This window comes from Streptomyces sp. NPDC022552 (assembly GCF_055561875.1).
On the sequence record NZ_JBVHGJ010000014.1, the window covers coordinates 21,227 to 33,473 of the forward strand.

12 protein-coding genes are annotated in these 12,247 nt (G+C 72.7%); 10 read left to right on the plus strand and 2 right to left on the minus strand.

Annotation, left to right across the window (positions count from 1 at the left end; translation table 11 throughout):
* The first annotated feature begins 10 nt into the window (after nucleotides 1-10).
* The 9 genes from ACZ3OF_RS28895 to ACZ3OF_RS28935 all read left to right on the plus strand — a co-directional run bounded on the left by ACZ3OF_RS28895 (nucleotide 11) and on the right by ACZ3OF_RS28935 (nucleotide 9,011).
* Complete coding sequence (locus ACZ3OF_RS28895) at nucleotides 11-424, plus strand: DUF3151 domain-containing protein (protein WP_361681331.1); 414 nt, start codon at nucleotides 11-13, stop codon at nucleotides 422-424.
* Nucleotides 425-677: 253 nt separating this feature from the next.
* Nucleotides 678-1,574 (plus strand): DUF3152 domain-containing protein, encoded by an 897-nt coding sequence (locus ACZ3OF_RS28900; RefSeq protein ID WP_467307683.1) that lies wholly within the window; start codon nucleotides 678-680, stop codon nucleotides 1,572-1,574.
* Nucleotides 1,575-1,686: 112 nt separating this feature from the next.
* On the plus strand, nucleotides 1,687-2,535 hold the full coding sequence (locus ACZ3OF_RS28905; protein ID WP_361681337.1) for a tryptophan 2,3-dioxygenase family protein: 849 nt from the start codon (nucleotides 1,687-1,689) through the stop codon (nucleotides 2,533-2,535).
* Nucleotides 2,528-3,742 carry a kynureninase gene (kynU, locus tag ACZ3OF_RS28910; protein WP_467307686.1) on the plus strand — a complete coding sequence of 405 codons (1,215 nt, stop codon included), beginning with the start codon at nucleotides 2,528-2,530 and terminating at the stop codon, nucleotides 3,740-3,742. The genes ACZ3OF_RS28905 and kynU overlap by 8 nt, the downstream gene beginning before the upstream one ends.
* A 103-nt stretch (nucleotides 3,743-3,845) precedes the next feature.
* Nucleotides 3,846-4,715: an alpha/beta hydrolase gene (locus ACZ3OF_RS28915; protein ID WP_361681344.1), complete on the plus strand. Its 870-nt coding sequence runs from the start codon at nucleotides 3,846-3,848 to the stop codon at nucleotides 4,713-4,715.
* Nucleotides 4,716-4,790: 75 nt separating this feature from the next.
* Nucleotides 4,791-5,654 (plus strand): NmrA family NAD(P)-binding protein, encoded by an 864-nt coding sequence (locus tag ACZ3OF_RS28920; RefSeq protein ID WP_361681347.1) that lies wholly within the window; start codon nucleotides 4,791-4,793, stop codon nucleotides 5,652-5,654.
* A gap of 52 nt (nucleotides 5,655-5,706) precedes the next feature.
* Nucleotides 5,707-7,095 (plus strand): sensor histidine kinase, encoded by a 1,389-nt coding sequence (locus tag ACZ3OF_RS28925; RefSeq protein WP_467307688.1) that lies wholly within the window; start codon nucleotides 5,707-5,709, stop codon nucleotides 7,093-7,095.
* On the plus strand, nucleotides 7,092-7,751 hold the full coding sequence (locus ACZ3OF_RS28930) for a response regulator transcription factor (RefSeq protein ID WP_361681353.1): 660 nt from the start codon (nucleotides 7,092-7,094) through the stop codon (nucleotides 7,749-7,751). The genes ACZ3OF_RS28925 and ACZ3OF_RS28930 overlap by 4 nt, the downstream gene beginning before the upstream one ends.
* Nucleotides 7,752-7,808: 57 nt before the next feature.
* Nucleotides 7,809-9,011, plus strand: a complete 1,203-nt coding sequence (locus ACZ3OF_RS28935; RefSeq protein ID WP_361681356.1) for a cytochrome P450 — start codon at nucleotides 7,809-7,811, stop codon at nucleotides 9,009-9,011.
* 88 nt (nucleotides 9,012-9,099) lie between these two features.
* On the opposite strand, the gene ACZ3OF_RS28940 is transcribed toward ACZ3OF_RS28935, so the two are convergent.
* Together ACZ3OF_RS28940 and ACZ3OF_RS28945 are read right to left on the minus strand one after the other, a co-directional pair.
* Nucleotides 9,100-10,683, minus strand: a complete 1,584-nt coding sequence (locus ACZ3OF_RS28940; RefSeq protein ID WP_467307692.1) for an ABC transporter permease — start codon at nucleotides 10,681-10,683, stop codon at nucleotides 9,100-9,102.
* Entirely contained in the window at nucleotides 10,680-11,591 is a 912-nt protein-coding gene (locus ACZ3OF_RS28945) for an ABC transporter ATP-binding protein (RefSeq protein WP_467307694.1), read from the minus strand. Before ACZ3OF_RS28945 ends, ACZ3OF_RS28940 begins: the two co-directional genes overlap by 4 nt.
* A 62-nt stretch (nucleotides 11,592-11,653) precedes the next feature.
* On the opposite strand from ACZ3OF_RS28945, the gene ACZ3OF_RS28950 reads away from it, so the two are divergent.
* Complete coding sequence (locus ACZ3OF_RS28950) at nucleotides 11,654-12,202, plus strand: GbsR/MarR family transcriptional regulator (RefSeq protein WP_467307696.1); 549 nt, start codon at nucleotides 11,654-11,656, stop codon at nucleotides 12,200-12,202.
* The last annotated feature ends 45 nt before the right edge of the window (nucleotides 12,203-12,247 follow it).

Consider the following 12,247-nt stretch of genomic DNA (forward strand, 5'->3'; position numbering starts at 1 on the left):
GACTGGCCCCATGGCCATCCACGAGAACCTCCTGGGGGGACCGCCCCCCACCCATCTGCCCGACTACCCGGAGCCGCGCGAGCTGCTCGCGGCGGGCACGGCGCCGGCGGACGTCGCCGCGAAGTACCCGACGTCCTCGCTCGCCTGGGCCCAGCTCGCCGACGAGGCGTACGAGGGCGGTCGCGTCATCGAGTCGTACGCCTACGCCCGTACCGGCTACCACCGCGGCCTCGACGCGCTGCGCCGCAGCGGCTGGAAGGGCCACGGCCCGGTGCCGTGGGAGCACGAGCCGAACCGCGGCTTCCTGCGGGCCCTGCACGCGCTTGCGCGGGCCGCCGGCGAGATCGGCGAGAAGGACGAGTACGAGCGCTGCTCGACGTTCCTGCGCGACTCCTCGGAAACGGCCGCGGAAACCCTGGGCTGAGCCCGCGGAAACCCTGGGCCGACGCCCGCGGAAGCCTTGGGGCGACGGCCTCGGGAACCCTGGGCCGACGCCCGCCGAGACGCACCGGTTTCCCCCGTCCTGCGGGGCAGGGGGAAACCGGTCATCGTTCCGGGAATGTTCGAGGCCGTTCGAAGCGGCGGTTACGATCCTTCGGACCGTTGTACCGAGAGCAGCCGGCACAGAGGCCCCACCCTCTTCCCCCCAACCGGCCGACGCAGGGGAGAAGTCTGTCTTGGGCAAGCGCGCCGCCGCACCCGCGGGCCGGGGACGAACGCAGAGTCGGAGCCGGAGCCGCGGCCGGGGCAGGTCCGAGCGGCGCCCCATCGGACGGCTCGTCCTCCCGACGCTCGCGCTCGTCACGCTCTCCCTCGGTGGCGGCGCCGCCCTCGCCCACTACAACAGCGGCCAGGACACCGGCACCGATCGCGCCGTGGACACGCCCTCCCGCACGGTCGAGACGACCAGGGCGATCCCCACCCCGAAGGCCGCGACCCCGACACCGGCACCGAAGAAGACCTCCGCCAAGCCGAAGCCGCCGCCCGCGCCCGAGAAGCCGAAGGTGCCCGCCAAGGGCTCGGGCAGCTTCACCACCGCCCGGTCCTCCGGCGACGCCGTCGGCACCGGCGGTTCCCTGCGCCGCTACCGCGTCCAGGTCGAGGGCGGCATCGACCTCTCCGCCCTCCAGGTCGCCACCGAGATCCAGCAGATCCTCGACCATCCGCGCGGCTGGGCCGCCCACGGCCGTGGCCGGTTCCAGCTGGTCTCCGAGAACGCCGACTTCGTCATCCGGATCGCCACCCCGGCGACCGCCGACAAGCTCTGTCTCGCCCAGGGCCTCAACACGCGCGGAGAGCTGAACTGCGAGACCACGGACGGTGTCGTGGTGAACCTGAAGCGCTGGCTGCTGGGCTCCCCGACGTTCAGCGGGACCCCGGCCGAGTACCGGCATCTGATCATCAACCACGAGGTCGGGCACGAGATCGGCATCCGGACCCATATGAGCTGCCCCGGCGCGGGCAAGCCCGCGCCCGTCATGATGCAGCAGATCAAGGGGCTCAAAGGATGCCGTTCGAACGCATATCCGTATGACGAAGACGGTAGCTACATCGAGGGTCCGATCGTGCCATGATGCGCATGGGACCGCGTGCGACGAAGCACGCGGGCCCGAGGGGACCGGGGCTCCACTTGCCACACGGAAGGAGCGGACCGCTACCCGGTAGTTGCGTATCGAGGAGACAGCGATGTCCACCTTCCCCGATGCCTCCGAAGCCGGTTCGGTCGAAGACCCGAACCTCGACTTCGCGGGCACGACGCCGTACGAGGACTACGTACAGGCGGACGTACTCACCCACCTCCAGCACCTCCGCTCCGACGATCCGGGCGAGATGGTCTTCCTGGTCACCACCCAGGTCATGGAGCTGTGGTTCACCGTCATCGTCCACGAGTGGGAGACCGCGAGCCGCGCGCTGCGCGAGGACCGCATCCCCGTGGCGATGGACGCGCTCAAGCGCTCCGTGCGCGAGCTGGAGGCGCTGAACCACTCCTGGCGGCCGCTGGCCCAGCTCACCCCGGCGCAGTTCAACTCCTACCGCTCGGCCCTCGGCGAGGGCTCCGGCTTCCAGTCGGCGATGTACCGGCGGATGGAGTTCCTGCTCGGCGAGAAGTCCGCGTCGATGCTGGTGCCGCACCGCGGGGCGCCGCGCGTCCACGCCGAGCTGGAGAAGGCCCTGCAGGAGCCGAGCCTGTACGACGAGGTCCTCAGGCTCCTCGCCCGGCGCGGGCTGCCCGTGCCGCAGGCCGTGCTCGCCCGTGATCTGGCGAAGAAGTACGAGCCGTCGCCCGAGATCGAGGAGATCTGGGCCGGGATCTACGCCGACGGCGACCAGAACGGCGAACTCGTCCGCCTGGGCGAGGCGCTGAGCGATGTCGCCGAGCTGATCTGGCGCTGGCGCAACGACCACCTCGTCGCCACCCGCCGGGCCATGGGCTCCAAGACCGGCACCGGCGGCTCGGCGGGCGTCGCCTGGCTGGAGAAGCGGGCGCAGAAGAACGTGTTCCCGGAGCTCTGGACGGCGCGCAGCCATGTCTGAGGCCCTGCGCGAGAACGCGCTGCTCCGTGACACGCACGACCCGCTGGCGAAGCTGCGGGAGAAGTTCGCCCTCGACGACGCGACCGTCTACCTCGACGGGAACTCGCTGGGCGCACTCCCCGCGCACGTGCCCGACCGGATGGCCGACGTCATCACCCGCGAGTGGGGGCAGCTGCGCATCCGCTCCTGGGACGAGAGCGGCTGGTGGACCGCGCCCGAGCGGATCGGCGACCGGATCGCCCCGCTCGTCGGCGCCGCCCCCGGCCGGATCGTGGTCGGCGACTCGACGAGCGTGAACGTCTTCAAGGCGGTCGTCGCGGCCACCCGGCTGTGCCCGGACGACCGGGACGAGATCCTCGTCGACGCCACGACGTTTCCCACGGACGGGTACATAGCCGCCTCGGCGGCCCGGATGACCGGCCGTCGGCTCGTGCCCGTCGCCCCCGCCGACATGGCGCAGGCGGCGGGACCGCGTACGGCCGCCGCCCTGGTCAACCACGTCGACTTCCTCACCGGCCGGCTCCACGACCTGCCCGGGATCACGGCCGCGCTGCACGAGGCGGGCGCCCTCGCGATCTGGGACCTGTGCCACACAGCGGGCGCGCTGCCCGTCGGTCTGGAGGAGCACGGCGTCGACCTGGCCGTCGGCTGCACGTACAAGTACCTCAACGGCGGCCCCGGCTCGCCCGCGTACCTGTACGTCGCCGAACGCCACCAGGCCGGCTTCGACTCGCCGCTGCCCGGCTGGACCTCCCACGCGGACCCGTTCGGGATGACCCCCGGATACGCGGCGGCCGAGGGCGCGCTGCGGGGCCGGGTCGGTACGCCCGACATCCTGTCCATGCTGGCCCTGGAGTCGGCGCTGGACGTCTGGGACGGCGTCGACATCGAGGACGTACGGGCGAAGTCCCTCGCGTTGACGGACTTCTTCCTGGAGTGCGTGCGGGAGTACGTTCCGGAAGGCCGTGTCGAGTCGCTGACGCCCGAGGCGCACGGCGAGCGAGGGAGCCAGGTCGCGCTGCGGTGCGCCGACGCGCCCGCCGTCATGCCGGAGCTGATCCGCCGCGGGGTGGTGGGCGATCTGCGCCGCCCCGACGTGCTGCGGTTCGGCTTCACGCCGCTGTACGTCGGCTTCGCCGACGCGGAGCGGGCGGCGCGCGTCCTCGCCGAGGTGCTGGCGGAGGTGGGGTCCGGCCTCGACGGTTGAGGTCGGACGGTCCGATGATCGCTTGATCTGTGGGGGCGTCAGTCCTGATACGGTCCCCGCAGGTCAGGCCAATTCGGCCCCGTCCCCGAGAGGTTGGAACAGCATGCCGGACCCCGCCGCGCGCGACGCCGCCGAAGAAGCGTCGGCGTTCTCGCACCCGGCCGTCGCCCCGGACGCGTCCGCCGCGTACGGCGAACACCCCGACCAGGTCGTCGACTTCTACGCGCCGCGCGACGGCCGGCAGCGGGCGCCGCTCGTCGTCGCCCTGCACGGCGGTGCCTGGCGGGCGCCGTACGACCGGCAGCATCTGACTCCTTTCGTGGACTTTCTGGCCCGCCGGGGTTTCGCCGTCGCCAACGTCGAGTACCGGCGGGGCGGGTCCATCCCCCGTCAGGGGGGTACGGGACCGGTCGCCGGCCGCTGGCCGGAGACCCTCGACGACGTGGCCGCCGCCCTCGACGCCGTACCGCGGCTGGCCGCCGAGCATCTGCCGCAGGCCGACCCGCGCCGGATCGTGCTCACCGGGCACTCCGCGGGCGGCCACCTCGCCCTCTGGGCCGCGGCCCGGCACGTCCTCGCGCCCGACGCGCCCTGGCGCCTGCCGGCCCCGCCCGCCCTGCGCGGAGTGGTCGCGCTCGCGCCCATCGCGCACTTCGACCGGGCCGTCGAGCTCGGGGTGTGCGGCGGGGCGGTGACCCAGTTCCTCGGCGGGGAGGGCGAGTTCGACGTACGGGCCCGGCACGCCGACCCGTCGCTGCTGCTGCCGACGGGGATCGCCACCACGGTCGTCCAGGGCCGGGACGACGTCGTCGTCCCGCAGGCCGTCGCGGACGCCTATGTGGAGGCGGCGGCGAAGGCGGGCGAGACGGTCGGCTTCACGCTCCTCCAGGACGTCGGCCACTTCCCGCTGATCGACCCGGCGGCGGACGCGTGCGCGGTGGTCGCGGAGGAGATCGCACAGCTGGCGTTCTGACGGGTCTCCGGCTGTCGGCAGGCAGTGGTCGGCTTGCGGACAGAAGCTGACCGCGAGCCTCCCTACCGTCGAAGCATGACGAACGAGCAGAGCACCACCAGCAGCAGCCAGAAGGTCCTCGTCTCCGGGGCCACCGGCACCGTCGGCCGTCAGGTCGTCGCCGAGCTCCTCGCCCGCGGCCACGCCGTCCGCGCCCTCACCCGGGACGCGGGCAAGGCCCGCGCCGTGCTCCCCGCCTCCGTCGAGGTCGCCGTCGGCGACCTCACCGACCCCGAGACGCTCGCCGTCGCCCTCCAGGGCGTCACCGGCCTCCACCTGATCACCTTCGGCGGCGAGGCCTTCGCTCCGCTGGAGACCGGTCCGCGGCTCATGGAGCTCGCCGTGAAGGCGGGGGTCCGCCGGGTGACCGTGCTGCACGGCGGCGAGGACACGCCTCTGGAGCGTGCGGTCAAGGAGAGCGAAGGGCTCGACTGGACGGTGGTCATGCCGGTCGAGTTCATGTCCAACGCCCTGGAGTGGGCGCCGGGGATCCTGGCCGGCGACGAGGTCCGCGAGCCGTTCGCGGACCGGCTCAGCGCCATGGTCCACGAGGGCGACATCGGCGCGGTCGCGGCCGTCGCGCTCACCGAGGAGGGGCACGGCGGGCGGTCGTACGTCGTGACCGGCCCCGAGGTGCTCACCCTCCAGGACAAGGTCGCGACGCTCGGCGCGGCCCGCGGCCGGGAGATCCGGCTGGTCGAGCTGACCGAGGACGAGGCCGTCGGCCAGTGGCGGTCGGCCGGTCTGGAGGAGCACGTGGTCGCCTTCCTGTTGGAGGCGTACGGCAACACCCCCGAGGCCGGGCGGACGGTCGTCGACACGGTGGAGCGGGTCACCGGCCGCCCGGCCCGCACCTTCGCCGCGTGGGCGGCCGACCACGCGGACGCGTTCCGGGCGTAGGCGTCGCGCGGGGCGTGTAGTACCTGGGACGGACGCGGGAGGATCCGCCGTCATGGTGACGACCGCGTCCGGCGCCGCCCGTACCGTTGCTGACGTGACAGACACCCGTGAGACGAGCCGCAGCCCCGAGTTCCGCCTGGCCCAGGGCGCGCTCGGTGGGCTGCGCCAGGACCTCTTCCATGACGCGTTCGCCTACCGGCCGCTGTATCCGATGGCGGTCGACGGCCCGGTGACCCGGCGCCTGCCGGAGCGGATACGCAGGAAGGCCCGCTGGACGCCGCACGCGGTCGTCGCCGCCTTGGCGTTCTTCGTCTTCGCGGTGGGGCTGGACATCGGGCCCGGCAACGGCGTGTTCGTCCTGGTGTTCGCCGGGATGCCGGCCCTGGCCGTGCTGCTGACGCTGGTCCGCCCGGTGCTCGCGTTCTGGGCGTCGCTGTCCTTCACCCCCTTCGTCGCCTTCCTCGGCTCGTACGGTGACGGCTGGCCGTGGGGCCCGACGTCCGGTATCGCCCACGTGGTGGTGATGACGGTGGTGGCCGCCCGCACCCGGCCCCGTACCGCCGCCTGGCTGTGGATGATCACCCTCGCGTACGCCTTCTTCGCCGCCACCCTCCGCGGCGGCAGCGACAACGCCGTGTCGGTCCTCTTCCCGGCCGCGCTCGCGATGCTCTTCGTGACCGTCGTCCAGGTCCGCCGCGAGGCCGAGGAGACCGTCACCGCGCAGCAGACCGTGACCGCCGTGGAACGCTCCCGGCGGACGCTGCTCGAGGAGCGCACCACCATCGCCCGCGAGCTGCACGACGTCGTCGCCCACCACATGTCGGTGGTCGCCATCCAGGCCGAGGCCGCGCCCTACCGGGTCGAGAACCCGCCGCCGGAGCTGGAGCAGGCCTTCGTCACCATCCGCGAGAACGCCGTCGCCGCCCTGACCGAGCTGCGCCGCGTCCTCGGGGTCGTACGTGCGGAGGACTACGAGGCCCCCGACGCCCCGCAGCCCACGCTGGCCGACCTCGGCAGGCTGATCGGCAACGTCCGTGAGGCCGGGCTCGACGTCGAGCAGACGGTGACCGGCGCGGTCCGCGAGCTGCCGCAGGGCGTGGAGCTCTCCGCGTACCGGATCATTCAGGAGGCGCTGAGCAACGTGCTGCGGCACGCGCCGGGCGCCGGCGCGAAGGTCGAGGTGTCGTACGTCCTCGGCGGCCTGGGCCTGCGGATCGTCAACGGCCCCGCGCGCGGCCTCGTGAAGCCCGCCCGTCACCCGGCCACCACCTCTCAAGGAGGGCTTCGCCAGCCCCCATCGATGGGAGCGGGACACGGCATCACCGGGATGCGCGAGCGGGTGACGATGCTGAACGGTGAGATGACGGCCGAGGCGACCGAGGACGGCGGCTACGAGGTCACGGCCTTCATCCCCGTGACCCGTGAGGAGACCGACCAGTGATCCGCGTCCTGATCGTCGACGACCAGATGATGGTCCGCGAGGGCTTCTCGGTGCTGCTGGGCGCGATGCCGGACATCGAGGTCGTCGGGGAGGCCGTCAACGGCCGCGAGGCGATCGCCCAGGTCGCGGCGCTGCGCCCGGACGTGGTCCTCATGGACATCCGTATGCCCGAGCTGAACGGCATCGACGCGACCCGCGAGATCGTCGCGGCGGACGCGGACGCGAAGGTCCTCGTCCTGACGACGTTCGACCTGGACGAGTACGTGTACCAGGCGCTGCGCGCCGGCGCCTCGGGCTTCCTGCTGAAGGACGCCTCCGCGCGGCAGCTGGCCGACGGGGTACGGGTGGTGGCGGCCGGCGAGGCGCTGCTCGCGCCGACCGTGACGAAGCGGCTGATCACCGAGTTCGCGAAGGCGGCGGAGACCCCGAAGGCTCCGGCGCTGGCGCAGGTCGGGGAGTTGACCGAGCGGGAGACCGAGGTCCTGGTGCTGATCGCGCAGGGCCTGTCGAACGCGGAGATCGCCGACCATCTGGTGGTGGCCGAGTCGACGATCAAGACGCATGTGAGCCGGATCCTGGTGAAGCTGGGGCTGCGGGACCGGACGCAGGCGGCGGTGTTCGCGTACGAGGCGAGGCTGGTGCAGGTCGGCGGCTAGGGAGTGTCCGGCGGGCACCCCCTAGGCCGGTCGCCGGTGGCCCGGTAGCGTCCGGTCATGGACGTTCCTTTCGAGCCGTGGTCGCCCGACTTCGTCGCGGACCCGTACCCCGCCTACGCCGAGCTGCGGGCCACGGGCCGGGCGCACTGGTACGGGCCGACCCGCCAATGGCTGATCCCGCACCACGCGGACGTGTCGGCGCTGCTGCGGGACCGGCGCCTGGGCCGCACGTACACGCACCGCTTCACGCACGAGGAGTTCGGGCGTACGGCCCCGCCCGCCGCGCACGAGCCGTTCCACACGCTCAACGACCACGGTCTGCTCGACCTGGAGGCGGCCGATCACACGCGGATCCGGCGCCTGGTGTCGAAGGCGTTCACCCCGCGGACGGTGGAGAACCTGGCGCCGACGGTGGAGCGGCTCGCCGCGGAGCTGGTGGGGGGCCTCGTCGCGCGGGGCGGCGGTGACCTGCTCGCGGACGTGGCGGAGCCGCTGCCGGTCGCCGTGATCGCGGAGATGCTGGGCATCCCGGAGGAGGACGAGGAGCGGGGGCTGCTGCGGCCCTGGTCGGCCGACATCTGCGGGATGTTCGAGCTGAACCCGTCGGAGGAGACGGCGCGGCGGGCGGTCCAGGCCTCGCTCGACTTCTCGGCGTATCTGCGGGAGTTGATCGAGCGCCGGCGGAAGGACCCGGGGGAGGACCTGATCTCCTCGCTGATCGCCGTGGAGGAGCTGACCGAGCAGGAGATGATCTCGACCTGCGTGCTGCTGCTCAACGCGGGGCACGAGGCGACGGTGAACACGACCGTGAACGGCTGGTGGACGCTGCTGCGGCACCCGGAGCAGCTGGCGGCGCTGCGGTCCGATCCGGACGGGATGCTGTCCACAGCTGTGGAGGAACTGCTGCGTTACGACACACCGCTGCAGATGTTCGAGCGGTGGGTCCTCGACGACATCGAGGTCGGCGGTGTCCTGATCCCGCGCGGCTCGGAGGTCGCCCTCCTCTTCGGCTCGGCCAACCGCGACGACGCCCGCTTCGACCGCCCGGACGATCTGGACCTCACGCGCGGGGAGAACCCCCACATCACCTTCGGCGCGGGCATCCACTACTGCCTGGGCGCGCCGCTGGCCCGCCTGGAACTGACCGCGATCTTCGGCGAACTGCTCCGCAGGGCTCCCGGGCTGCGCCTGGCGGCGGAGCCGCGATGGAAGCCGGGCTATGTGATCAGGGGTGTACACGAGCTGCTCGTTCAGGTGTAGCGACGCACAGCGCTCCATGGCGACGTGCGCGACCGGACGTGGGCCGTCGGGCCCCGCAGGGCGGGACGACGGCCCACAGGCCCCGGTCTCAGGACGTCGTGAGGTCACGGGCCCGCAGGCGCCACAGCCCCGTCGCCACCAGCGCCACCGCGACGGCCGTCAGGGTCCACACCGGCCCCCACGCCATCTCCCCGCCCGGCAGCTTCGCCAGATGACCGAAGGGCGACAGGTCCAGGACCGACCGAGGAAGGTCCAGCGCCGGGCCGATCCACCCCAGCGCCAGACACAGCCCCGCCACGCCCCACCCGGCCGCCGCCGCGCTCGGGAACGCGCCCCAGAGCAGCACCGCCAGTCCCGCCAGGGTCCAGATCGCGGGCAGCTGGGCCAGCGACGCGCCCAGGATCGGGCCGGGATCGCGGCCGTACGAGACGTACAGACCGAGCCCGCTCAGGAGCATGATCAGCGCCGAACCCCCGAAGGCGATCACCAGGTGACCCGCGGCCCAGCGCACCCGCCCGACCGCGTTGGCGAGGAGCGGTTCCGCCCGCTGTGAGGTCTCCTCGCCGTGCAGCCGCAGCACCGAACCGACCGCGTACAGCGCCGCGATCATCCCGAACATGCCGACCATCGTCGCGAGGAACGCGTCGGTCAGACCGCTCCGACCCCCCATCCGCTCGAAGATCTCCCGCGCCTGCTCGTTGTCGCCGACGATGTCCGCCGCCCCCTCGACCATCCCGCCGAAGACGAGCCCGCCCAGCAGGAAGCCGAGCGACCAGCCGAGCACGGTCCCGCGCTGCAGCCGCCAGGCCAGCGCCGCGGCCGTGCCGAGCCGCCCCTCCGCCGGTCCCGGCCGGGTCGGCAGGAAGCTCATGCCCACGTCCCGCCGGCCGGCCAGCCCGTACGCCAGCGCCGCCTGGACGAGCACGGCCGCCGCGATCAGGAGCAGTACCCACCACCGTTCAGCCGCGAAGGCGCGGACGTTCTCGGCCCAGCCGATCGGCGAGAGCCATGTCAGCGCCGAAGAGCCGGAGGCGTCCCCCGCGTCGCCCGCCGCCCGCAGCACGAAGGCCAGGCCGAGCACCGCCGACGTCAGGCCCTTCGCGAGCCGCGCGCTCTCCGTCAGCTGCGCGACGATCGCCGCCGTCGTGGCGAAGAGCATCCCCGTACCGCCGACCGCGAGGCCGAGCGCGAGCGCCCCGCCGGCCCCCTGCCCCGCGAGCCCGGCGGTGATCAGGAGCGCGACGCCCGCGTTGGCGACGAGCGCGGCGACGAGCGCGGCGGTCAGCGGGGCCCGTCGGCCCACCACGGCCGAGGAGAGCAGCTCCTGACGGCCCGTCTCCTCCTCTTCCCGCGTGTGCCGTACGACGACGATCAGGCTCATCACGGCCGCGAGCACGGCGGCGAACGTGCCGAACCGCCAGGCCACCAGCCCGCCCAGCGAGTCGCCGAACACCGGCCCGTACAGCGAGCGCATCGAGCTGTTGGCGGTCATCGACGCGGCCAGCTCGGTGCGTTGCGCCTGGGTCCCGTACAGACCCTCCAGGGAGCCGACCCCGCCGGCGACGAGGCCGCCGGTGACGACGACCCAGATCGGCATCATCAGCCGGTCGCGGCGCAGGGCGAGCCGCGCGAGCGACCCGGTCCCGGTCAGATGCACGGCGAGCGTACTCATCGCGCGGTCACCTCGTCCGTACGGGCGTCGTCGGCGTAGTGCCGGAGGAAGAGCTCCTCCAGGGTGGGCGGGGTGCTCGTCAGCGAACGCACCCCCGACTCGGTCAGGGAGCGCAGCACGGCGTCGAGCTTGTCGGTGTCGACCTGGAACCGGACACGGTGGCCCTGGACGGCGAGGTCGTGGACGCCGGGGAGGTGGGCCAGCCCGTTGGGCGCGCCGGCGAGTTCGGCGGTGACGCTCGTACGGGTGAGGTGGCGCAGCTCGGCCAGCGAACCGCTCTCCACCGTCTGCCCCTTGCGGATGATGCTGACCCGGTCGCAGAGGGTCTCGACCTCGCTGAGGATGTGCGAGGACAGCAGGATCGTCCGCCCGCGCTCGCGCTCCTCGGCCACGCAGCGCTGGAAGACCTCCTCCATCAGCGGGTCGAGGCCGCTGGTGGGCTCGTCCAGGATGAGCAGGTCGACGTCGGAGGCGAAGGCGGCGACGAGGGCGACCTTCTGCCGGTTGCCCTTGGAGTACGTCCGCCCCTTCTTCGTCGGGTCGAGCTCGAACCGCTCGATCAGCTCGGCCCGCCGGCCCTTGTCCAGGCCGCCGCGGAGCCGCCCGTAGAGGTCGATGACCTCGCCGCCGGAGAGGTTGCGCCAGAGCGTCACGTCACCGGGGACGTACGCGATACGGCGGTGCAGCTCGACGGCGTCGTGCCAGGGGTCACGGCCGAGGAGCTGGGCGGCGCCGGAATCGGCGCGCAGCAGCCCGAGGAGGACCCGGATGGCCGTCGACTTCCCGGCGCCGTTGGGGCCGAGGAAGCCGTGGACCTCGCCGGTCTCGACGGCGAGGTCGAGGCCGTCCAGCGCGTGCGTGCGGCCGAACGACTTGTGCAGCCCGGCCACGGTGATTGCCTTCGTCATGCTTCAGAACGTACGCTAGTTTCACAAATTTGTGAAGTTAAGGAAGCGTATAAAGTTGGGGGATGAGCGAGATGAATGAGGGCAACGAGGAGGCCGTCTCCCGGTTCGTGGAGCGCTTCGCCGCCGAACTGACCGAGGCGGGGATGCAGCGGATGGCGGCGCGCGTCTTCGCGGCGCTGCTGGCCTCGGACTCGGCGTCCATGACCTCCGCCGAACTCGCCGACCAGCTGCGGATCAGCCCGGCCGCCGTCTCCGGAGCCGTCCGCTACCTCAACCAGGTCGGCATGGTCAGCCGCGAACGCGACCCGGGCTCGCGTCGCGACCGCTATGTCCTGCACAACGAGGTCTGGTACGAGACGATCACCCGCCGCGACCAGATCCTGGTCCGCTGGGAGAAGGTGCTCCGGGACGGCTCCGAGACCCTCGGGCCGACCACGGCGGCGGGGCGGCGGACGGCGGAGACGGCGGAGTTCTTCGAGTTCCTCCAGGACGAGATGCTGAGCATGCTGGACCGCTGGCGGGAGCACAAGGCGGCGAAGGCCGAGGCGGCGAAGGCCGAGGCGGCGAAGGCCGAGGCGGAGGAGGCCGAGGTTCGGACGGCCGAGGCGTAGGTCAGCCGCTCGCGGGGACCTCGGCCGCCGTGTCGGGGTCGGCAT

Bases quoted from the DNA above. Each gene is read 5' to 3' on its own strand.
- ACZ3OF_RS28925 (WP_467307688.1), top strand. From the start codon at position 5,707: ATGGTGACGACCGCGTCCGGCGCCGCCCGTACCGTTGCTGACGTGACA.
- ACZ3OF_RS28945 (WP_467307694.1), bottom strand. From the start codon at position 11,591: ATGACGAAGGCAATCACCGTGGCCGGGCTGCACAAGTCGTTCGGCCGC.
- kynU (WP_467307686.1), top strand. From the start codon at position 2,528: ATGTCTGAGGCCCTGCGCGAGAACGCGCTGCTCCGTGACACGCACGAC.
- ACZ3OF_RS28940 (WP_467307692.1), bottom strand. From the start codon at position 10,683: ATGAGTACGCTCGCCGTGCATCTGACCGGGACCGGGTCGCTCGCGCGG.
- ACZ3OF_RS28950 (WP_467307696.1), top strand. From the start codon at position 11,654: ATGAGCGAGATGAATGAGGGCAACGAGGAGGCCGTCTCCCGGTTCGTG.
- ACZ3OF_RS28895 (WP_361681331.1), top strand. From the start codon at position 11: ATGGCCATCCACGAGAACCTCCTGGGGGGACCGCCCCCCACCCATCTG.
- ACZ3OF_RS28920 (WP_361681347.1), top strand. From the start codon at position 4,791: ATGACGAACGAGCAGAGCACCACCAGCAGCAGCCAGAAGGTCCTCGTC.
- ACZ3OF_RS28905 (WP_361681337.1), top strand. From the start codon at position 1,687: ATGTCCACCTTCCCCGATGCCTCCGAAGCCGGTTCGGTCGAAGACCCG.
- ACZ3OF_RS28915 (WP_361681344.1), top strand. From the start codon at position 3,846: ATGCCGGACCCCGCCGCGCGCGACGCCGCCGAAGAAGCGTCGGCGTTC.
- ACZ3OF_RS28935 (WP_361681356.1), top strand. From the start codon at position 7,809: ATGGACGTTCCTTTCGAGCCGTGGTCGCCCGACTTCGTCGCGGACCCG.